Raw genomic sequence first — 18,975 nt, forward strand, 5'->3', positions numbered from 1 at the left:
ATAGCCAAAGGAAATTTTATGCATTGTCCGTTTTGCGGTACTCAAGATACGAAAGTAATCGATTCGCGATTAGTGGCCGATGGCGCGTCAGTGCGTCGCCGTCGTGAATGTACTGACTGCAAAGAGCGCTTTACGACCTTTGAGACCGCAGAACTGATCATGCCGCGGGTGATTAAATCCGATGGCTCACGTGAACCTTTTAATGAAGACAAGCTGCGTGCAGGTTTACTGCGCGCACTTGAAAAGCGCCCGGTGAGCCTCGAGGCCATGGAACAAGCGATTCAGAACGTGAAGTCGGCACTGCGTGCCACTGGTGAACGAGAAATTACCAGTCAAGTCATTGGTGGCTTGGTCATGGATAATTTAAAAGCGCTGGATAAGGTTGCCTATATTCGTTTTGCATCGGTCTATCGAGCGTTTGATGATATTCGCGAATTCGGTGAAGAAATCGCCCGTCTTAATGACTAAGCGAGGAGCCACTCATGGCCCAGCTTAACAAGCCAACGAAACAACAAGATGAACACTTCATGCAGCAGGCGATTGAGCTTGCTGCGCGCGGTGCGTTTGGCACTACGCCCAATCCGCAAGTAGGTTGTGTGATCGTGGCCGCAAGCGGCGAAATTGTTGGGCAGGGCTGGCACGAACGCCCAGGCGAGCCGCATGCCGAAGTCTATGCCTTGCGTGAAGCTGGCGCCGCCGCGGCTGGTGCGACTGCCTATGTGACGCTTGAACCCTGTAGCCACCATGGCCGCACGCCGCCCTGTGCCGACGCGCTAGTAAAGGCCAAGGTTGCACGTGTGGTGGTTGCCATGCAAGATCCCAATCCGTTGGTCGCCGGCGAGGGTATCGCACGTTTGCGTGAAGCTGGAATGCAAGTCGATGTGGGTGTCATGGAAATCCAAGCGCGCGCGCTGAATCGCGGTTTTATCTCACGGATGGAACGCCAACGACCTTGGTTACGTTTAAAAATGGCCATGACGCTTGATGGACGTACGGCTTTAGCGAACGGCCAAAGCCAATGGATTACTGGGAGCGAAGCTCGTCAGGATGTGCACCGTTATCGTGCGCAAAGTGGGGCGATCTTAACCAGTGCACGGACCGTAATCATGGACCAAGCGCAAATGACGGCAAGGCACCCCAATACCGAAAAGCAGCCGCTGCGAGTAGTGTTAGATAGAAACGCACAACTGCAGCCGAGCGCCAATTTCTTTGCGTTGGAAAGCCCCGTGTTGCGAGTCATCGATGCGGCTTATCAGGTACCTGATGAAGCCCAGCAATGGCCGGCACACGTTACGACATTAGCATTACCAGTAAGTAATGAACGTTTGCCGTTACGTAGCTTGTTCGACAAGCTCGGTGAATTGGAGATTAACGAAGTTTGGACAGAATGCGGTGCTGAATTAGCAGGCGCTTTAGTTGCCGCCGATTTAGTCGATGAGTACGTAATTTATATGGCGCCCAAATTGTTTGGTGCGAGTGGTCGCGGCTTATTGCAGTTGCCAATTTTTGAACGGATAGCGCAGGCACCTGAACTGGTTTTCGAGAGTGTCACGATGCTTGACACTGATCTACGAATTATTGCTCGTCCGCAACACAGCGGCGGAGCAAGCAGAGGAGAATTAACGTCGTGAGTCAACTACATAGTGCGGCTGAAATTATTGAAGATATTCGCCAAGGCAAAATGGTCATCCTGATGGATGACGAAGACCGCGAGAATGAGGGCGACCTGATTATTGCGGCCGATTGCATCACGCCTGAAGCGATTAACTTTATGGCCCGTTATGGTCGCGGCTTGATTTGTTTAACCTTGACCGAAGAACGCTGCGCGCAACTCCGCTTACCATTAATGGTAAATCAAAATAATGCGCCTTATGCCACCAACTTCACTGTTTCGATTGAAGCGGCCGAAGGTGTGACCACCGGTATCTCTGCGGCGGATCGCGCGCGTACCGTGCAAGCTGCCGTTGCCAAAGACGCAAAACCTGATGACTTAGTGATGCCAGGCCATATCTTCCCGTTGAAAGCGAAAGAGGGCGGTGTTCTTAACCGTGCAGGCCATACCGAAGCAGGTTGTGACTTGGCCCGCCTAGCGGGCTTTGAACCGGCGGCGGTGATTGTCGAAGTGTTGAATGAAGATGGTACGATGGCCCGTCGCCCGGATTTAGAAAAATTCGCTGCGGAGCACGATTTAAAAATCGGTACGATTGCCGACCTCATTGAATATCGCTCGATGACTGAAAAAACCGTCGAACGTAAAGCACAGTGCAGTTTGCCGACGCGTTATGGTGAATTCGAACTGATCACCTTCCAAGATACCATTGATAAGCAGGTTCACTACGCACTTATTAACGGCGAAATTAAAGAAGATGAAGCAGTGAACGTACGCGTGCACTTGCAGGATACTTTCAATGATTTGTTCTCCACGGACCGAGCAAGCCAACGCAGTTGGCCTTTGGGTCATGCCATGGAATACATTGGGAGTCATGGTGGTGTGTTGGTCGTGATTGGACGCACGCAAACCACGGCCGATATTCTTGAGCAAGTGCAAAGCTTCGCTGCCGAAGATCGCGGTGAGAAAAAGCCAAGTGCCGCAGCATCAAACGCATCACGCAATGTGGGCATTGGCTCGCAAATTTTGGCAGATCTAGGTGTGCATAAGATGCACTTGATGAGTTCACCGAAACGTTATTCGGCGTTATCGGGCTTCGGTTTGGAAGTTATCGACTTTATCGAAGACAACGACTGAACCTGTTCGCACAAGCGCTCGTTAGCGGGCGCTGACCATCCTGCTGCGGTGCTCGCCGCAGCGACAAAACCATTTAGATAATCAATTTCTAATGGCCGCTGGTGCAGATAATCCTGCAGCATGGACGAGCGGTTGAGAGCGGTCTGCTTGACGACCTGCTGTGCTTGCTGAAGTAAATCATCAGGGTTTAATTCGACGCCGTGATGCGCCGCAAGTCGCGTGATTTCTTGCGCAACATCTTGCCACTCTTGTTGTGTTACGAGATGTGCGAGTTCGCCATTACAACATTCATGAATCACAGTGTAGGGATTGATCAGGCAATTAATTGCGAGTTTTTGCCAGCGGCGCTGGCGGATATCGGCCTGCCAATGGAGTGGCGGAAGGGCTTGCTCCAAGTCAGCAAAAAAATCGGGCTTCGCCGTTTGTCCGTGCAGACTGCCTAGCCAGCTTTGCCCTTGGCCACCATGAATGACTTCGTTTCCCTCGCGGTAGGCACCGTGAGTGGTCACCCAGTGCCAATCGTTGGGCCGCAGTAACTCCGCTTCGTTAGTGAGTATGCCGTTGTAGCTCAATATCAGCGTTGATTTGTGGAATACCGCTTGCGCCTGAAACTCAGCAAGGAGTGGAGCGACCTGGTAGGCCTTAACAGCCGCAAAAATAATGCTTGGCTGCTGAATTTCTTGGACGGCGTCAAATGACCACGTATGGTCAGCAAAGCGAATGTCGCAGGAGCCGGCGTGGCGCAGCTTTAGGGTGACGCGCTGCTGTTGTTTGGCAAGGTGCACAGCCATAAGACTACCGAGCGCACCTTGCCCAACCACGCACCACTGCCGCTTAGTTGTCACGTGCCATCTCCGTGTCGGCTGCAGGTGCCTGAATACGGTGCAAGGCCTTACGCAACACGACCAGCAGCAACAAGCCTGGGGTGACCATGACGGCAGTCAGGATAAAGAACAGTGACCAATCGCCATTCAGCCAATCGACGACAAAGCCACTGTAGGACGACAGCAACGTCCGCCCGAGATTGCCAAGCGACGCCAACAAGGCATACTGGGTTGCGGTAAAAGCACGGTTGCAAAGCAGGCTAATAAACGCCACAAAGGCAACTGTTGACCAAGCACCGGTGAAGCCATCAATGATCACTGCAGCTAGAAGCAAGTTGGTGTCCGGGCCAACCACCGCAATCCATGCAAACATTAGGTTACTCGCGGCCATTGCGATACCACCAATAAACAGACCGCGCATGGTCCCGAGGCGCACATTGACCATACTACCGATGATGGCGAAGACAATGGTGACCCACCAGGTGACCATTTTCGAATACACGGCAATGTCGTCGTTAGTAAAGCCTACTTCTTTGTAGAAAACGATACTCATGCGACCCAAAAACGCTTCGCCAATCTTGAATAAGAAAATGAAACTCAAGATGGCCACAGCTAAGCGCCACCCGGCGCGTTTAAAAAACTCTGCTATCGGATCGACGAGGGTGGTGCGGAACCAATCTTGCCAACGCGTGAAGGGCTTGAGTTGGGCACGGTACCGCTTCGATTCGCGTACCGCTAAAACAATGATAAGTTGCACCGCAAGCACACCCGCCATGACTTTATAGGCGGCCTGCCAATCCCAGGTTGCGCCATCCACTAAGAAAAATGGCAATGCCCCTAAACCGCTGTAGCCCGTCCACCAGCCGGCAGTTGCCATGGCGGCACCGGCGGATTGTAAATGGCTCTCATCTTGGCTAAAGGTTTCGATACGGAAAGCGTCGATGGCGATGTCTTGGGTTGCCGAAGCGATGGCGATGACGAGCGCGCCGAGTGCGACCCAAAAGGCATGCTCGGCAAGGTTGATACCGCTTAAGCCAAGAGTGCCAGCCATCAGCACTACCAAGCATAACGCCAGCCAGCTTCGCCGTTGACCAAGCCAGGTTTGCAGTAACGGCAATTTGACGCGGTCCACCAGCGGTGACCAAAGGGCGTTGACCGAGTAGGCGACGAATACCATGCCAAACAGACCAATTTCGCTGCGTGACACTCCAGCTTCTTGCAACCAGGCTGATAACATTGAACCGATGAGTACCCACGGAAAGCCACTCATGATGCCAAACAGGAAAATTACCCAAATGCGTGGCTCTAGGTAGACGCGGAAGTCCTTGTACCAAGATTGTTGTGCGTTATCAGCACTCATTGTTGTGGTAATACTTCAGCGCGGATAAGCATCGGTGGCTCTTCAGGGAAGTCACGCCAGCCGGTTTCGGCATGAAATGGCATGGACTTCACTTCTGCCAGTTTATCGAGTACCTCATAGCCCTCAGCAATGGTACCGAATACCGCGTAGCCCCAACCATCCTCAGGGTCGAGTGAGGGATTGTCGGCAACATTGAAAAAGAATTGACGTGTTGCCGTGTGTGGATCATTTTCGCGGGCCATGGCAATGCTAGCGTATTTGTTCTTTAAGCCGTTGCCTGATTCGTTGGGAATGGGCGCGCCGGCTTTTTTCGCCACGAGCTCTTCGTCATAGCCGCCGCCTTGCACCACAAAACCCGGCACGATGCGATGGAAAATAGTGCCGTTGTAGCTGCCGATATCGACATACTTTAGGAAATTCTCAACGGTTAAAGGGGCGCGGTGACGATTAAGCTCAACAATAATGTCGCCATGACTGGTTACCAGTTTAACGCGTGGAAATGGGTTGTCGGGCTGCACATCGGCGTGTGCGCTAGTGCTGAATGTGAAACTCGCCAACACCAGCAGCAAAGAGCTGAACAACGCTTTCATAATTCACCTTACTGTTTTTGAGTTAGTTCAAGCAGCTGTAGACCACGAATTTAGCGTTACTGGCTACTTGATTGACTTGTTTAAAGAGGCGTTTTAAAGGGTGATAATACGGTAGATGGCGGTTCGCTACCAGTCGCATTTCGCCGCCTTTACGCAATACCCGTTTGGCATCACGAAACATCTGCCGAGCGATATGTTCGGTAATGGCGTGTTCTTGGTGAAACGGTGGATTACACAGGACGAGGTCAACGCTAGCACTGGCAAACTGGCTTAAGCAATCATCCACACGCGTTTGGTATTGCTCTTTAACGCCAAGATTTAGTTCGATGTTCGAGGCGCATGAAGCGACCGCTAAATGGGACTCATCAACCCAAGTGATAGCGCTCGATGGCGACCGCTTGGCATAGACCAGCCCAAGTACGCCATTGCCACAGCCAAGATCGATAACTTCTTGCGCGCCCGCTGCGGGCAAATGTTCTAGGAGTAAACGTGCGCCAATATCAAGTTGATTACGTGCGAATACTCCGACGTGGTGTTGCAGGGTAAGCCCATGTTCGGCAAGTTGCCATTCGCTCATATATTTCTCAGGCACGAACGGTACATGGCGAATACGAGCCTTCAGTACTCGACACTTGCGTTGAATTAACGAAATGTCGACGTCTTCGCAATAGCGGGAAAAGAGTTCACGAACCGCAGGGGTAAAAAGCTTGCTCTTGGCCGCCGCAACGATAGGAGTTCCGGGGTTAAGCTCACCGCTTAACTTGGCTAGTTGATACTCCAATAAACTTTGACTCTTGGGCAGCTTGAGCCACACACTGTCAATGTTTGCTGAAAGTGGCGCAAGCGGACTTATTTGCTTTAATGCAGAGTCCAATTGATTTAACTTTAGATTGGCAAGTTGGCCTTGTTGGCTCACAAACGAATCGTTCATGGTGGTGACCTGGCAGTGCGCAAAGGGCATTAACAACGCGCCCCATTGATCATTGAGCACTAATGGCTGATAGGAACTCGCAACCGCAGCTGCCTGTTCGGCGATAGCAATGTGCAGGAGCTCATCGGCGGCATCCCACGCTTGCAGTGGATCGTTGGTACGTTGAGGAAAACGCCGTAACTGCCAGCGCCCAGCTGGGCTCATAAGTAACGTCGGGGCACTGGTAGGGGTTGTTGAATTAGCCATTGGTCGGACATTTCTCTTGTTAACATTCGTGCTATGATAGCGAAAAACGTGCAGTGACTATAGGTTTTAAACAGTGAAAAAATACGCAGAAATTACAGGTTGGGGTAAATGTTTGCCGCCTGCCGTTATGACCAACGAAGACTTGGCAACCTTTTTAGACACCTCGGATGAATGGATTCGTACCCGCACGGGTATCGAAGAACGCCGTGTGAGTGCGGTCGGTACGTCAAAGCTCGCAACTGTAGCTGGCCGCAACGCCTTGGCGGCAGCTGGACTCGATGCCAATGATCTTGATCTAATTTTGGTTGGCACCTGCACACCTGACGAAATTATTCCCAATGTCGCGTCGGCAGTACAACGGGACCTTGGCGCCAAGTATGCTGCTGCTTTTGACTTAAACGCAGCCTGTAGCAGCTTTCTTTACGGTATGCACTACGCGACTCAAGCAATCAAAACCGGTGTGCACAAAAAGGTGCTGATTATTGGCGCCGAACGCTTAACGCGAATTCTCGATTGGACCAAACGCGAAAGTGCCGTACTGTTTGGTGACGGCGCGGGGGCGATGGTACTGGAAGCGTCGGACGAAGAGTGTGGTTTGCTTGCTTCGCATGTGACCTGTGACGCGGATGCTCGCGACGTTCTCGCACTTGAATTTGGTATGAGTTTCGACCGTTTTGGCTTTGACGGCATTATGCCGTTCAATTTCGTTGGCCAAGAAATTTTTAAACGCGCCGTGAAAGGCATGAACTTGGCTGTCGAGAAAGTGTTTGCGGAAACAGGCCTCACTACTGCCGATATCGACTCGTTGATTCCGCACCAAGCTAATAAGCGTCTGATCGACTATCTAGCGAAGATGTGTAAAGTGCCGGAAGAAAAGACCGTAATCAATATTCAGAAGTATGGCAACACCTCTTCGGCAACGTTGCCCATTGCGTTCTGTGAAGCAGTGGAGCAGGGGATTGTTAAGCCCGGTGATACCATAGTTTCAGCAGTTTTCGGTGGCGGACTCACCTGTGGTGCCGGAATTATTAAATGGGGCCAGCGCGTGACGCCATTGCAACCGAATGACGAGCAACTCCCAAGTGATGGTCAGACTGCACTTGATCTGATTTTACCTATGCACCAGAAAACCAAAGCAGCCTGGGAGCGCCGCGAACATGAGTGAGCACATTTTAGTTGAACAGCGTGATGGTATCGTTTGGATCACTTTGAACCGACCTGAGAAAAAGAATGCGCTTACGCAACAGATGTACCTCGACTTGAGTGCTGCACTCGAACGTGCCGAGCGTGATAGCAGTGTCGCTGCAGTTGTGTTTCAAGGGGCTGGTGGCAATTTTTCTGCGGGTAATGACTTGCATGACTTTTTAGCTGCGGACGAGCTTGATGAAAACTCACCGCCGTTTGAGTTCCTGTTTACCCTGAGCCGCCTGAGTGTTCCAGTCATCGCCAGCGTTGAGGGTGTAGCCATCGGCATCGGCACTACCATCCTACTGCATTGTGATTTAGTACTCGCCAGTGACAACGCACAATTTGCACTGCCGTTTATTCATTTGGGCCTCGTCCCTGAAGCCGCTTCAAGTCAGTTATTGCCGCTACTTTGTGGTCACTTACGGGCCGCAGAGTTGCTACTTTTAGGCGATACTATTGATGCGACCACAGCGCTTACCTATGGCTTGCTCAATAAAGTCGTTGCTCAAGATCAGTTGGCCGCAACAACCTCGGCGCTAGCGGATCAGTTCGCACAAAAACCGGTAAGCGGGCTACGGGCAACCAAAAACCTGTTAAAGCAACCCACGGAAGCCGTTGCCGACCGGATCTCGCGTGAAGCCAAGGTATTTATCAAGGCGTTGCACTCTGATGCAGCACGTGAAGCTATTGCGCAACGTTTGCACAAAAAGAAATAATTTCCGCAAAACGGTTGTTTTCTAAGCAAGCGCACCCACTTTACTTGCGAGGCGCATGAGGATAGTGGATAATGCGCGCCGTTATGGTGGCCCTGTTGGTCCCCCCGCAACACGAACTGGCGAACCCGGTCAGGCCCGGAAGGGAGCAGCCGTAGTCAGGGATGTGGGTGCCGGGGTGTGGCTGGCAGGGCCGCCACCCTTCCTAAAAGCGAAGAGCGATGTTTGCTATTTGCTATTCGATGTTTGTTGAAAGCTTAAAAGCAAATGCGTTGTTTGCTATTTGCTGTTCGTTGTTTGTTGAAAGCCAAGACTAGATCGTTTTTAATCACCATCGAACAGCGAACAGCGAACAGCGAACAGCGAAGGGAACCATGCCTAAGAATAAAGATGCTGTGTATTACAGCGACTATCTCAAACTCGATACCTTACTTGCCGCACAACAGCCGCACAGCCCAAAATACGGCGCCGAAGCACACGATGAAATGCTTTTTATCATTGTGCATCAAGTTTATGAATTGTGGTTCAAGCAAGTACTGCACGAGCTGCGTGCGATTCATGCCGATTTCAGCAAACCGCAGCTAGACGATAAAGCACTCTATCTGGTTGCGCATCGTTTGCGCCGAGTCCTTACCATTCAGGATTTGATGAATGATCAAGTGGCCGTTATTGAGACCATGACGCCGCAGGAGTTTCTCGAGTTTCGTGACTACTTGGTGCCAGCATCGGGATTCCAAAGTATTCAATTTAAAGAGCTTGAAATTCGCTTAGGCCTTACGCGAAAAACGCGTATTGCTTTTGATCAGCAGTCGTTTTACAACCGCCTCAATGACCACGATCGCAGCTATCTAGAAGAGCTTGAGCAACAACCAACCTTGTTTGATTGCGTGGATGCTTGGTTGGCACGTATGCCATTTCTTGAATTCAAAGATTTTAAGTTTTGGGATATGTATCAGAAGGCGGTGAATGAGGCACTGGACCATGATGAAGCGATCATTCGTGAGAATGCGGTCGATGACGATCAACTTGCTACCGAGCTCAAAGGTATTCAAGCAAACCGTGATAATTTTGCGGCCTTATTTGATAACGATCGTTATAAAGTGTTGCAAGAAAACGATGCAGTCCGTTTGTCGCAGCGTGCCATGTTGAGTGCATTATTCATTACACAGTACCGCGAAGAACCAGCGTTTAATCTAGCGTGGCAGGTGATTACGTCACTCGCTGAAGTCGATGAGAAATTGACGATTTGGCGTTATAAACACGCAATGATGGTGCAGCGTATGCTAGGTACGAAGATTGGTACCGGGGGGAGTTCCGGGCACGATTATTTGCGTCGTACAACCGAGCAAAATAGGGTATTTAAAGACTTCTTTGCGATGTCGACCTATCTGTTACCGAAAAGTGCATTGCCGATACTTCCAGAGCGGGTAAGGGAGGCTTTAGGCTTTTCGTCTTTATCGGCGCTGGAAAAAGGTCACGGCGCGACTTAGTGCCAGCATTTGTTGCTCGATACGTAACGCCAGCCACTCTTGCTGTGCGTTACCTTGTCCTCGTTCAAGCTGGCGTAGATTGTATGCCAGCTCATCACAATACTGCTCTGGCGCGCTGTGGGTTGTCTTAAACAGCTGCCCATCGAACCAGTCCTGAAACTGTTCCTCGCTCACGTTTAATCTTTCTATTTGTTGCCGAAGTTGCTCGATTTGCTGTTCAAGCTTTTGGAATACAGTCGGTTCTTTTGCCATGTGACACCTTGGTAACTTTGCGCGCTAAGCGTAGCCCAGAGCGTAGTCTAGAACAACAGAAAGAATGCAAATTGACCGCACTGAACTTTTTTTAGTCAATTTCGTCAAAGTTGTAGGATTAAAGCTCAAGGATTTCGGAAATAAAATGAAGCTTTGTTAATAACCTGTAATTGCATGTTTATGCAGCTTTAGGCTAGGAATAATCTCATTTCACAGGTTGACAGGCTTTGCCAGATCGTGGGAGTATTGAGCAGATTATTGCTCTCAATATCGTGAGCAATAGCTGCAAGTGTTGATTAAACTCTTTTCGTCACTCAAATAACTGGGAAGTTGACGGCCTTAGTTGTTGTCAGCAGAAAGTTAAATCAAATTGGTTGGGAACTATGACCAAAGTAATCAATAAAAGCAAAGTTGCAGCGGCCCTCGTTGGTGCGCTCGCAATGGCAGGCGGCTCTATCGCTGCTGCACAATCTGTATCTACGCTGCAAAGCGAAGAAGCGAAAACGCATCAAGCTGATGTACGTTCACAAGAAAAAATCAACTCGTTGTTCGAGCAATCAAACGAATTGCTTTACGAATACCGTGGGATTGTAGATCAGTACGAACAACTGAAAGTCTACAACGATCACGTACAACGTTTGGTTGATGGTCAGAACGAGCAACTGGCTTCTCTACAGCGCCAGATCGATGGCATCGAAGACACCAAGCAAGGTGTTGTTCCTTTGATGTACAAAATGATCGACGCTTTGGAGCAGTTTGTTAAGTTGGATATTCCAATTCATCGTGACCGTCGTCTTGAGCGCGTTCAACGTCTTCGTGATGTAATGGAAAACCCGAACGTAACGACCTCTGAGCAGTTCCGTCAAATTACCGAAGCTTATCAAGCTGAAATGGACTACGGTTCAGGCTTGATCGCTTATGAAGGTAAGCTGAACTTCGAAGGTGAAGAAATCTCTGTTGACTTCTTCCACCTTGGTCGTGCTGCGCTGATGGCGCAATCGCTGGATCTGAAAAACGGCTGGATTTACAACCAAGACGCAGGTCAGTGGGAAGTCCTTGACGACGCCTACCTTGCGCCTTTAACGAAAGCCATCCGTATGGCGCGTAAGCAAAGCGCACCAGATCTTCTTCAATTGCCAATCTATGCAGCGGAGCGTGCAGAATGAACAAACTAGTGAAATCTTTGCTGGTAGCTACAGCATTCTCTCTAACGGTAGGCGCGAGCTCTGCATATGCGCAAGAGCAAGAAGTCTCCGAAGCAAAATCACTTGAGCAATTGCTTGAGTTGGTAAAAGAAAACCGTGCAGCTTCTCAGCGTATCAATGCTGAGCGTGAAGCTGAGTTCACTTCTGAGCGTGCCGACAAACAAGCTTTGTTGAATCGTGCAAAGAAACAACTTGCCGATGAGCGTGCACGCGGTGAGCGTTTGCAAACACAATTCTCTGAAAACGAAATTGCACTTGCAAACAAAGAAACCGAATTGCAAAACCAACTAGGTACTCTTGGTGAGATCGTTGGTGTTGCACGTGGTGCAGCGAGTGACACAATCGGTCGTATCGCTACTTCAATCGTGAGCTCGCAGTATCCAGGTCGTGAAGACGTACTGGAAAGCATTGCGGAAGCGCGTGAAGTACCTACTATCAAAGAACTTGAAGAACTTTGGTTAGCTTGGTTAACCGAAATGAAAGAGTCGGGCAAAGTTGTTACTTTCCCAACTGAAGTTACTTTGTTAGACGGTTCTACTGAACAGCGTGACGTAACGCGTATCGGCGTATTCAACCTGTTGTCTGACGGCGAATACTTCGTATACAACGACCAAGCTGAAGAAATTCAACCGTTGGGTAAACAGCCTGAAGGTTACATTCTTTCTGCTGCTGAATCGTTCTTAAGCAACGAATCAGGCTACGAAGGTGTGTACATTGACCCTGCACGTGGCCAAATCTTGAACCTTGCTACTCAGAAAGCAACGCTTGAAGAGCAGTATCACCAAGGTGGCACCGTAGGTTACGTTATCACTGTCGTTCTTATCCTCGGTATCCTGATTGCTATCTGGAAAATCGTTACCTTGGGTTCAGAAGGCGCGAAAATCCGTGCTCAGTTGAAGAACACTGGTAACCCTTCAGAGAAGAACTCTCTGGGTCGTATCTTGAAAGTCTACCATGACAACAAGAATGACGACGTTGAGAACCTAGAGTTGAAACTTGATGAAGCCATCATGCGTGAAACACCACGTATCGATTCTGGTGTAAACATCATCAAGATCTTCGCGGCCATCGCACCACTACTCGGTCTATTGGGTACGGTAATCGGTATGATCGGTACCTTCCAATCAATTACCTTGTACGGTACGGGTGACCCGAAAATCATGGCAGGCGACATCTCAATGGCGTTGGTAACAACGGCTATGGGTCTTATCGCTGCATTGCCATTAATTCTGATCCACGCAGTTGTTGCGGGTCGTGCTAAGAAGATCGTTCACACGTTGGACGAACAAGCTGCCGGTATTGTAGCCGCGCACGCGGAGAAGGAGTAATCCTATGCTTTACCTGATGGGCCTTTGGGAAACTATCAGGGATTTTCTGAGCACCGGTGGCGACGTTTTATATTTCGTCATGGGAGCGCTCTTTCTCATGTGGGTACTCATGATTGAGCGCTTCTGGTTCCTTACCGCTGTGTTCCCGAAGATGAAGAAAGACATCATCGCTAAATGGGACGCGCGGAAGGACACCACCTCTTGGTACGCTCACAGGATCCGTGAAGCATGGATTTCCGAAGCAGCTGATAAACTGAATGCACGTATGTTGTTGATCAAAACAACCATTGCCATGTGTCCTCTTATCGGACTATTGGGTACGGTAACCGGTATGATTACCGTATTCGAAACTATGGCAACGCAGGGTACTGGTAACCCGCGTTTGATGGCCGACGGTATCTCGATGGCGACGATCCCGACAATGGCTGGAATGGTTGCAGCACTGTCCGGCATGTTCTTTGCGACTCGTTTAGAGTCAAAAGTGAAACGTGCTCGTGATAAGTTGGTCGACAGTTTGCCACATCATTAAGAGAGAAGAATTATGGCACGTAAACGTATTCGTGAAGAGGAAGATGCAGCGATCGACATGACGCCGATGCTTGACATCGTATTCATCATGTTGATCTTCTTCATCGTAACCACCTCTTTCGTTAAAGAAGCTGGTATTGACGTGAACAAGCCAGAAGCTAATCAGGCGCAGAAGAAGCCTTCTGCCAACATCTTCATCGCTATTCGCGCGAATGGCGAAGTATGGATGGATAAGCGGATGGTTGATGTTGAGCGTGTAGGCGCGAACATCGAACGTCTATTGGCAGAACAGCCAACTGATATCGTAGTGATTCAGGCGGACAAAGAAGCCAAACATGGTGTTGTCGTTGAAGTCATGGATCAAATCAAGGAAGCGGGTATTGACAAGATATCCATAGCCGCAGAGGACGATTAATATGGTGCGCTTTATAGTATCAATACTATTAGGTGCTGCAGCTACGTTCCTTCTGTTCGCGTTCATGGCGTTCTTGATCAGCGGGGGCGAAGGGCGAAATGCACCGCCTCCACCGTCATCAGTCATTGAGATTGTGACTCAGCCGCCGGATTCGGAAGTGGATCAGCGTCGTCGTACGCCGCCACCACCTCCGCCGCCGCCGGCACAGCCGCCAGAAACGCCGCCAAACGAGCCTGATACATCAGATGCTGATGGTATGAATCTCGACCTTGGCTTCGATGTGGATGTAGGTGGTACCGACACAGGCTTCGATGCCAGCGGTGCAATGATGCGAGACGGTGAAGCCGTACCTGTGGTACGTATTAACCCGCGCTATCCGCCTGCTGCAGCTCGAGATGGCGTTGAAGGTTGGGTAATGTTGCGCTTTACCATCGATAAGACCGGTGGTGTGACTGACGTCGAAGTTATCGACTCAAACCCTCGTCGGGTATTCGACCAAGAAGCACGTCGTGCACTCTTGCGTTGGAAGTACAATCCGAAGATGGTTGATGGCAAGCCTGTAGAGCAGCCTGGCCAGACAGTCCAGCTCGACTTCAGCCTGGATCAGGAGTAATGATTATGATGCACAAAAAACTCTCTATGCTGCTTAGCGCGAGTGTATTGTGTGGTGCTTTAGCGGCGGGCGTGCCTGTCGCTAATGCGCAAGACATCAATTACAACTTGCCATCGGCAGAAGAAATCCAACAGCGTAAAGATAATCGTCGTAACTTAACGGTATCTGAGCGTGTTGGGCGTCGTATCATGAGTGCTTTTGAACTCTACAGCGAGCAGGAAGACATTAAAGGCGCTATCGCAGAACTCGAAGATACCGAGCCACGCGAAGCATTTGACCAAGCTTACGTTGATCGTTTTCTTGGCAACCTTTATGCAGCTGACGACCGCATTGATGACGCTTACATGCGTGTAACGCGTGCAGCAGATGCAGACGTACTCGGTTGGTCAGATCAAGCGTCGGCGCTGAAACTAGCGGCGGACTTGAGCCTGCAGGTCGAGGACTACGAAGCAGCACTGAAGTACTACGGTAAGTGGTTGCAGTTCACTGGCGAATATAATGCTGACGTATTTTTGCGAATCGCGAACTCATACTACGAGTTGAAGCAATTCGACAAAGTCATTCGCCCAGCGGATATGGCGATTCAATACTACGAAGAGCCAAACAAGAACCCTTACGTCTTGAAAGTTGCTTCGTACTACGAACGCAAAATGTATAGTGATGCGATCGATGTACTTGAAGCTGGCTTAGAAGTCATTCCAGGTGAGAAAAACTGGTGGAACCAACTGGGTATGATTTACATGTTAGAAGAGAAGCTTGATAAAGCACTTCAAACATTGGAAATCGCATACTTAGCTGGATACTTCGATAAAGAAAGCCAGTTCAAAGCACTTGTACAGTTGTATTCAAATAACGGTATTCCTTATGATTCAGCACGCTTGATGGTGAAACATTTGAATGCTGGTGACATCGAGAAGACGTCGCGTAACTACCAAAACGCGGCAAACAACTTCGAGATGGCACGTGAATACAGTCGTGCAGCGGAAGTCTATGCATTAGCTGCAGAGCTTGCTGAAGAGCGAGAAGACCGCGCTGACCTTTATCGTAAAAAAGGTACTGCCCACTTGCGTGCGGAAGAATACCCGCAAGCAGCTCAGGCATACTTGAATGCGATTGAGCAGGGTTATGACGAACCAGGTCCGGTGTATATGTCACTCACTGAAGCGTATTTCTATCAGAACAAATTCAGCGAAGCGCTGAGATATGTTAAAGAAGCGCAGAAGTTTGAAAGCCAACGCCGTAACGCGCGTAGCTGGGAATCTTACATTCGCAGCAAAGCGAGCAACTTAGGCGTGTCGCTTTAAGCACTTCATAGCTAACTACGCAAAAAAGTTGTAAAGCCCCGCTAGCCAAGCGGGGCTTTTTTTTGTAAAACAGCTATAATTAAACTATGTCGTAAGGCATAAAACAAACAGAGGACTACATTATGAGCAACATGAAGAAATCAATGGCGGTCACCGTAGGTGCATTATTAGCAGGTGGTCTTTCTATGCAAGCTACAGCTAATCCTTTTAGCTACTCAGACATGCCTTCAGGCTATCAGCAAGAACAAAGCAAAGAGCGTGAAGCGAAATGCGGCGAAGGTAAGTGTGGTGAGAAGCACAAGGAAGAAATGAAAGAGCACAAAGAAGAAATGAAAGAAAAAGCCAAAGAAGGCAAATGTGGTGAAGGGAAGTGCGGTGAAGGGAAATGCGGCGAAGACCACAAAGCCAAAATGAAAGAAAAAGCCAAGGAAAAAGCCAAAGAAGGTAAGTGTGGCGAAGGAAAATGCGGCGAAGGTAAGTGCGGTGGTGCATAAGTAATGCAGAACACCGTAGGACTCGGATTACGTCGTGAGTTTCTGGACGAGGTCCTAACGCAGGCTCCCAATGTTGGTTTTTGGGAGCTTGCGCCAGAAAACTGGTTCCCGCGGGGAAATGAAGCTTACCGAACGCTTGATCGCATTCGCGAGCAAGCACCATTAACAAGCCATGGGCTGTCGTTGTCAATTGGTAGCCCAGATGCGCTTGATATTGAGTTCATAAAAAAGGTTAAAACCTTTCTCGATCGCTTCGATATTGCCATTTACAGTGAACATTTGAGCTATTGCTCGGCTGGTGGGCACCTTTACGATTTGTTACCGATACCTTTTACCGATGAGGCAGTCGCACACGTGGTAGAGCGTATTCGCCAAGTGCAGGACATTATTGAGCGACCTTTGGTACTCGAAAATGTTTCGTATTATGCGAGCTTTGCTAATGAGTTGAGTGAGCTCGACTTTATTAATGCGGTGCTCGCGCAAGCGGACTGCAAGTTACTACTCGACGTCAATAACGTTTTCGTTAACAGCGTCAATCACCGTTATGATCCATACGACTTTATTGCGGGTTTACCAAGTAAGCGGATCATCTATGGCCATATAGCGGGGCATACCGAAGAGTATGATGACCTGTTCGTCGATACCCACGGTGCAGATGTAAAACAAGAAGTGTGGGACTTACTCGATTTTGCGTATCAACAGCACGGTTTATTTCCTACAGTACTTGAACGCGATTTTAATATTCCACCGCTACCGACCTTGCTTGCTGAGATGAATAAGATTACCACCCATCAACAACGAGTCGTAGGCGCACGTGAACAAAGATTTCAAAAGCATTCAGCATGAATTGGGCGCTTGGCTGCGCGGCCAAGACAGCTCACGTCATCCATTCGATAACGTCGAACCTCGCCGCTTAGCTATCTATAAACGTCTCATTCATAACAATATTCAGCAGTTCTTACGGGCAGGGTTCCCGGTTTTACAAACTGTCCTGAGCGATACGCAATGGCAGCTATTGTGTGCTAAGTTCATCGCTCAACATCAAGCACACTCTCCACTTTTTTCAGATATTGGTGCAGAATTTGTTGATTTTCTCGCCACTCTAGATGAGCCGCAACGGCTTCAAAACGAATTACCGCCTTGGTTATTTGAGCTTGCGCACTATGAGCGCGTTGAGGTTGACGTGTTGCATGCTCACTTCGATGACAGCCTGCAAGAAGTTGAGACGATTACGGAAACAACCGTCCTTTATCTTAATAGCACTGCACAAGTAGCCATTTATAATTATCCGGTTGCTAGCATTAGTCGCACACAACTGCCAGATGAGGTGCTCGCTGAGCCTTATTGCGTTTTGGTTTATCGTGAACCGGGCGCAGAGCAGGTAAGGTTTATGCAATTAAATCATATGACTGCTGGTGTACTCGCTGAATTACAGACTAATCCGCTTACTTTTTCGCAACTCTTTGAAGATCTATTGGTCCAATACCCAGAGCAAGAACCACAAGCCTTGGCGTCGGGGCTCTTGCAGCTCGTGCAGGATTTTTGTGAGCGCTTTGTGTTGTTCACGCGACCGTAATCGAGTATGATCCGCCCCGCTAAAATTAGCTGCAGTTATGAGGAATTCCCATATGGCTAACAATGAAAGATTCCACGATCCATCATGTAAACCGTGGATTGGCTGGTTGGCGGTCCTAGTTGTTGTAGGTGTACCGTGTTTACCAGCAGTTTTGCAGTGGTTTAAACACCTGTCTGCTTAAACATTCATCTCAATAAGGCAACTTATGTCTCGCAAACTTTTGTTGGTCGAAGACAAACCAGCGACTCGCGCACAGCTTCTAGATATATTAGCGGAAACCCCGTTTGTGGTGACCTGCGCTGAAGACGGTTTAGATGGACTTAACCGCGCTAAAGCAGACACTTTTGACGTCGTCTTAGCAGATCACAAAATGCCGTTATTAGACGGGATGAATCTGTTGCGCAACTTGCGTAGTTTAGATGCTTACAAGCAAACACCATTGCTGTTAATGTCGACTCAAGATGTAAAAAACATTGAGGACAGTGCGCGCCGCAGTGGTGCTGACTTGTGTCTGCCAAAGCCCATTGAAAGACAGCGCTTGTTAGAGCTGCTCGCTGATTTGTGGCAAACCATGCATCCACAGACGCATCCAGATCAACGTTCAGCGGCCTCATGAGTGATTTAATTAAGAACTCAATTAGGGCGATTCACGACTACCCTAAAGCGGGTATTGTTTTTCGGGATATAACGCCGCTGCTCGCCGACGGTGCTGCCTTCAAGGCAACAATCGATGCTTTCGTGCAGCGCTACAGCGACAAAAACCTAACCAAAATTGTCGGGATGGAAGCCCGTGGCTTTATTTTTGGTACCGCACTGGCTTACGCCCTCGGTATTGGTTTTGTGCCTCTGCGCAAGCCCGGAAAACTCCCGTCCAAGACGCTTTCACAAAGCTACGCACTTGAGTACGGTGAAGACGCTTTAGAAATGCATGTCGATGCCTTAAGTGCTGATGATCATGTGCTGGTCATTGATGATTTGCTGGCGACGGGAGGGACCGTGTTGGCAGCAATCAAACTCATTAAACAGACCGACGCAAGCGTTGAAGAATGCGCGTTTGTGATCACTTTGAAGGACTTGCCAGGTGCGCAACGCCTGCAAGAAGCATCGATTCCGTACTATACCCTGTGTGAATTTTGAGGTAACGTAAGGGCATCTTAATGTCACCGATTACC

At 49.3% G+C, this 18,975-nt stretch carries 22 protein-coding genes and 1 other RNA gene; 18 read left to right on the forward strand and 5 right to left on the reverse strand.

Annotated elements, in window-relative coordinates:
• The first annotated feature begins 18 nt into the window (after nucleotides 1-18).
• From nrdR to ribBA, 3 genes are read left to right on the forward strand one after another with little or no spacing between them, the layout of a single operon-like run.
• Nucleotides 19-468 (forward strand): transcriptional regulator NrdR, encoded by a 450-nt coding sequence (nrdR, locus tag CWE21_RS12005; RefSeq protein WP_126770866.1) that lies wholly within the window; start codon nucleotides 19-21, stop codon nucleotides 466-468.
• Nucleotides 469-482: 14 nt separating this feature from the next.
• Nucleotides 483-1,631, forward strand: coding sequence for a bifunctional diaminohydroxyphosphoribosylaminopyrimidine deaminase/5-amino-6-(5-phosphoribosylamino)uracil reductase RibD (ribD, locus tag CWE21_RS12010; RefSeq protein WP_126834687.1), 1,149 nt, complete (start codon nucleotides 483-485; stop codon nucleotides 1,629-1,631).
• Nucleotides 1,628-2,746 carry a bifunctional 3,4-dihydroxy-2-butanone-4-phosphate synthase/GTP cyclohydrolase II gene (gene ribBA, locus CWE21_RS12015; RefSeq protein ID WP_126834688.1) on the forward strand — a complete coding sequence of 373 codons (1,119 nt, stop codon included), beginning with the start codon at nucleotides 1,628-1,630 and terminating at the stop codon, nucleotides 2,744-2,746. The genes ribD and ribBA overlap by 4 nt, the downstream gene beginning before the upstream one ends.
• Here the strand turns inward: ribBA and CWE21_RS12020 are convergent.
• Genes CWE21_RS12020 through CWE21_RS12035 form a run of 4 tightly spaced genes read right to left on the reverse strand, consistent with a single transcriptional unit; the run spans nucleotide 2,686 to nucleotide 6,697 of the window.
• Nucleotides 2,686-3,591 (reverse strand): ketopantoate reductase family protein, encoded by a 906-nt coding sequence (locus CWE21_RS12020; RefSeq protein WP_126834689.1) that lies wholly within the window; start codon nucleotides 3,589-3,591, stop codon nucleotides 2,686-2,688. The two genes, ribBA and CWE21_RS12020, sit on opposite strands and share 61 nt — an antisense overlap.
• Complete coding sequence (locus CWE21_RS12025; RefSeq protein WP_126834690.1) at nucleotides 3,581-4,930, reverse strand: AmpG family muropeptide MFS transporter; 1,350 nt, start codon at nucleotides 4,928-4,930, stop codon at nucleotides 3,581-3,583. The genes CWE21_RS12020 and CWE21_RS12025 overlap by 11 nt, the downstream gene beginning before the upstream one ends.
• On the reverse strand, nucleotides 4,927-5,520 hold the full coding sequence (locus CWE21_RS12030; RefSeq protein ID WP_126834691.1) for a peptidylprolyl isomerase: 594 nt from the start codon (nucleotides 5,518-5,520) through the stop codon (nucleotides 4,927-4,929). Before CWE21_RS12030 ends, CWE21_RS12025 begins: the two co-directional genes overlap by 4 nt.
• Before the next feature lie 22 nt (nucleotides 5,521-5,542).
• The gene (locus CWE21_RS12035) at nucleotides 5,543-6,697 is read right to left on the reverse strand and encodes a methyltransferase (RefSeq protein ID WP_126834692.1); all 1,155 of its coding nucleotides are present in this window, start codon (nucleotides 6,695-6,697) and stop codon (nucleotides 5,543-5,545) included.
• A gap of 73 nt (nucleotides 6,698-6,770) precedes the next feature.
• Here CWE21_RS12035 and CWE21_RS12040 point away from each other — a divergent pair, with 73 nt between their 5' ends.
• The 4 genes from CWE21_RS12040 (at nucleotide 6,771) to CWE21_RS12055 (ending at nucleotide 10,088) form a co-directional block, all read left to right on the forward strand.
• On the forward strand, nucleotides 6,771-7,862 hold the full coding sequence (locus tag CWE21_RS12040) for a ketoacyl-ACP synthase III (RefSeq protein WP_126834693.1): 1,092 nt from the start codon (nucleotides 6,771-6,773) through the stop codon (nucleotides 7,860-7,862).
• The gene (locus CWE21_RS12045; protein WP_126834694.1) at nucleotides 7,855-8,601 is read left to right on the forward strand and encodes an enoyl-CoA hydratase; all 747 of its coding nucleotides are present in this window, start codon (nucleotides 7,855-7,857) and stop codon (nucleotides 8,599-8,601) included. The genes CWE21_RS12040 and CWE21_RS12045 overlap by 8 nt, the downstream gene beginning before the upstream one ends.
• A gap of 93 nt (nucleotides 8,602-8,694) precedes the next feature.
• Nucleotides 8,695-8,791: signal recognition particle sRNA small type (ffs, locus tag CWE21_RS12050), an RNA gene on the forward strand.
• Between the two features lie 181 nt (nucleotides 8,792-8,972).
• Nucleotides 8,973-10,088 (forward strand): tryptophan 2,3-dioxygenase family protein, encoded by a 1,116-nt coding sequence (locus tag CWE21_RS12055; protein WP_126834695.1) that lies wholly within the window; start codon nucleotides 8,973-8,975, stop codon nucleotides 10,086-10,088.
• On the opposite strand, the gene priC is transcribed toward CWE21_RS12055, so the two are convergent.
• Nucleotides 10,053-10,340: a primosomal replication protein PriC gene (priC, locus tag CWE21_RS12060; RefSeq protein ID WP_126834696.1), complete on the reverse strand. Its 288-nt coding sequence runs from the start codon at nucleotides 10,338-10,340 to the stop codon at nucleotides 10,053-10,055. The two genes, CWE21_RS12055 and priC, sit on opposite strands and share 36 nt — an antisense overlap.
• A gap of 383 nt (nucleotides 10,341-10,723) precedes the next feature.
• Here priC and CWE21_RS12065 point away from each other — a divergent pair, with 383 nt between their 5' ends.
• The 11 genes from CWE21_RS12065 to apt all read left to right on the forward strand — a co-directional run bounded on the left by CWE21_RS12065 (nucleotide 10,724) and on the right by apt (nucleotide 18,940).
• Nucleotides 10,724-11,506: a DUF3450 domain-containing protein gene (locus tag CWE21_RS12065; RefSeq protein WP_126834697.1), complete on the forward strand. Its 783-nt coding sequence runs from the start codon at nucleotides 10,724-10,726 to the stop codon at nucleotides 11,504-11,506.
• Nucleotides 11,503-12,873 carry a MotA/TolQ/ExbB proton channel family protein gene (locus tag CWE21_RS12070; RefSeq protein ID WP_126834698.1) on the forward strand — a complete coding sequence of 457 codons (1,371 nt, stop codon included), beginning with the start codon at nucleotides 11,503-11,505 and terminating at the stop codon, nucleotides 12,871-12,873. The genes CWE21_RS12065 and CWE21_RS12070 overlap by 4 nt, the downstream gene beginning before the upstream one ends.
• Nucleotides 12,874-12,877: 4 nt before the next feature.
• On the forward strand, nucleotides 12,878-13,402 hold the full coding sequence (locus CWE21_RS12075) for a MotA/TolQ/ExbB proton channel family protein (protein WP_126834699.1): 525 nt from the start codon (nucleotides 12,878-12,880) through the stop codon (nucleotides 13,400-13,402).
• 12 nt (nucleotides 13,403-13,414) lie between these two features.
• Entirely contained in the window at nucleotides 13,415-13,816 is a 402-nt protein-coding gene (locus CWE21_RS12080) for an ExbD/TolR family protein (RefSeq protein WP_126834700.1), read from the forward strand.
• A 1-nt stretch (nucleotide 13,817) separates the two neighbouring features.
• The gene (locus CWE21_RS12085; protein WP_126834701.1) at nucleotides 13,818-14,429 is read left to right on the forward strand and encodes an energy transducer TonB; all 612 of its coding nucleotides are present in this window, start codon (nucleotides 13,818-13,820) and stop codon (nucleotides 14,427-14,429) included.
• A gap of 5 nt (nucleotides 14,430-14,434) precedes the next feature.
• The gene (locus CWE21_RS12090) at nucleotides 14,435-15,733 is read left to right on the forward strand and encodes a hypothetical protein (protein WP_241970295.1); all 1,299 of its coding nucleotides are present in this window, start codon (nucleotides 14,435-14,437) and stop codon (nucleotides 15,731-15,733) included.
• A 122-nt stretch (nucleotides 15,734-15,855) separates the two neighbouring features.
• Complete coding sequence (locus tag CWE21_RS12095; protein ID WP_126834702.1) at nucleotides 15,856-16,227, forward strand: HvfA family oxazolone/thioamide-modified RiPP metallophore; 372 nt, start codon at nucleotides 15,856-15,858, stop codon at nucleotides 16,225-16,227.
• A 3-nt stretch (nucleotides 16,228-16,230) separates the two neighbouring features.
• Nucleotides 16,231-17,073, forward strand: a complete 843-nt coding sequence (locus tag CWE21_RS12100) for an HvfB family MNIO-type RiPP peptide maturase (RefSeq protein ID WP_126834703.1) — start codon at nucleotides 16,231-16,233, stop codon at nucleotides 17,071-17,073.
• Nucleotides 17,042-17,803, forward strand: coding sequence for an HvfC family RiPP maturation protein (locus tag CWE21_RS12105; RefSeq protein ID WP_126834704.1), 762 nt, complete (start codon nucleotides 17,042-17,044; stop codon nucleotides 17,801-17,803). Before CWE21_RS12100 ends, CWE21_RS12105 begins: the two co-directional genes overlap by 32 nt.
• 205 nt (nucleotides 17,804-18,008) lie before the next feature.
• Nucleotides 18,009-18,419 carry a response regulator gene (locus tag CWE21_RS12110; RefSeq protein ID WP_126834705.1) on the forward strand — a complete coding sequence of 137 codons (411 nt, stop codon included), beginning with the start codon at nucleotides 18,009-18,011 and terminating at the stop codon, nucleotides 18,417-18,419.
• A complete protein-coding gene (gene apt, locus CWE21_RS12115; RefSeq protein ID WP_126834706.1) occupies nucleotides 18,416-18,940 on the forward strand; it encodes an adenine phosphoribosyltransferase in 525 nt (174 codons plus the stop codon). Before CWE21_RS12110 ends, apt begins: the two co-directional genes overlap by 4 nt.
• Nucleotides 18,941-18,975 lie beyond the last annotated feature (35 nt).

Source organism: Pseudidiomarina aquimaris, assembly GCF_003987395.1.
Classification (GTDB): domain Bacteria; phylum Pseudomonadota; class Gammaproteobacteria; order Enterobacterales; family Alteromonadaceae; genus Pseudidiomarina; species Pseudidiomarina aquimaris.

Coding starts and splice junctions, on each gene's coding strand:
- CWE21_RS12045 (WP_126834694.1), top strand. CDS start 7,855: ATGAGTGAGCACATTTTAGTTGAACAGCGTGATGGTATCGTTTGGATC.
- CWE21_RS12095 (WP_126834702.1), top strand. CDS start 15,856: ATGAGCAACATGAAGAAATCAATGGCGGTCACCGTAGGTGCATTATTA.
- CWE21_RS12030 (WP_126834691.1), bottom strand. CDS start 5,520: ATGAAAGCGTTGTTCAGCTCTTTGCTGCTGGTGTTGGCGAGTTTCACA.
- ribD (WP_126834687.1), top strand. CDS start 483: ATGGCCCAGCTTAACAAGCCAACGAAACAACAAGATGAACACTTCATG.
- CWE21_RS12035 (WP_126834692.1), bottom strand. CDS start 6,697: ATGGCTAATTCAACAACCCCTACCAGTGCCCCGACGTTACTTATGAGC.
- CWE21_RS12070 (WP_126834698.1), top strand. CDS start 11,503: ATGAACAAACTAGTGAAATCTTTGCTGGTAGCTACAGCATTCTCTCTA.
- CWE21_RS12055 (WP_126834695.1), top strand. CDS start 8,973: ATGCCTAAGAATAAAGATGCTGTGTATTACAGCGACTATCTCAAACTC.
- CWE21_RS12085 (WP_126834701.1), top strand. CDS start 13,818: ATGGTGCGCTTTATAGTATCAATACTATTAGGTGCTGCAGCTACGTTC.
- CWE21_RS12080 (WP_126834700.1), top strand. CDS start 13,415: ATGGCACGTAAACGTATTCGTGAAGAGGAAGATGCAGCGATCGACATG.
- apt (WP_126834706.1), top strand. CDS start 18,416: ATGAGTGATTTAATTAAGAACTCAATTAGGGCGATTCACGACTACCCT.
- priC (WP_126834696.1), bottom strand. CDS start 10,340: ATGGCAAAAGAACCGACTGTATTCCAAAAGCTTGAACAGCAAATCGAG.
- CWE21_RS12100 (WP_126834703.1), top strand. CDS start 16,231: ATGCAGAACACCGTAGGACTCGGATTACGTCGTGAGTTTCTGGACGAG.
- CWE21_RS12110 (WP_126834705.1), top strand. CDS start 18,009: ATGTCTCGCAAACTTTTGTTGGTCGAAGACAAACCAGCGACTCGCGCA.
- CWE21_RS12075 (WP_126834699.1), top strand. CDS start 12,878: ATGCTTTACCTGATGGGCCTTTGGGAAACTATCAGGGATTTTCTGAGC.
- nrdR (WP_126770866.1), top strand. CDS start 19: ATGCATTGTCCGTTTTGCGGTACTCAAGATACGAAAGTAATCGATTCG.
- CWE21_RS12065 (WP_126834697.1), top strand. CDS start 10,724: ATGACCAAAGTAATCAATAAAAGCAAAGTTGCAGCGGCCCTCGTTGGT.
- CWE21_RS12090 (WP_241970295.1), top strand. CDS start 14,435: ATGATGCACAAAAAACTCTCTATGCTGCTTAGCGCGAGTGTATTGTGT.
- CWE21_RS12025 (WP_126834690.1), bottom strand. CDS start 4,930: ATGAGTGCTGATAACGCACAACAATCTTGGTACAAGGACTTCCGCGTC.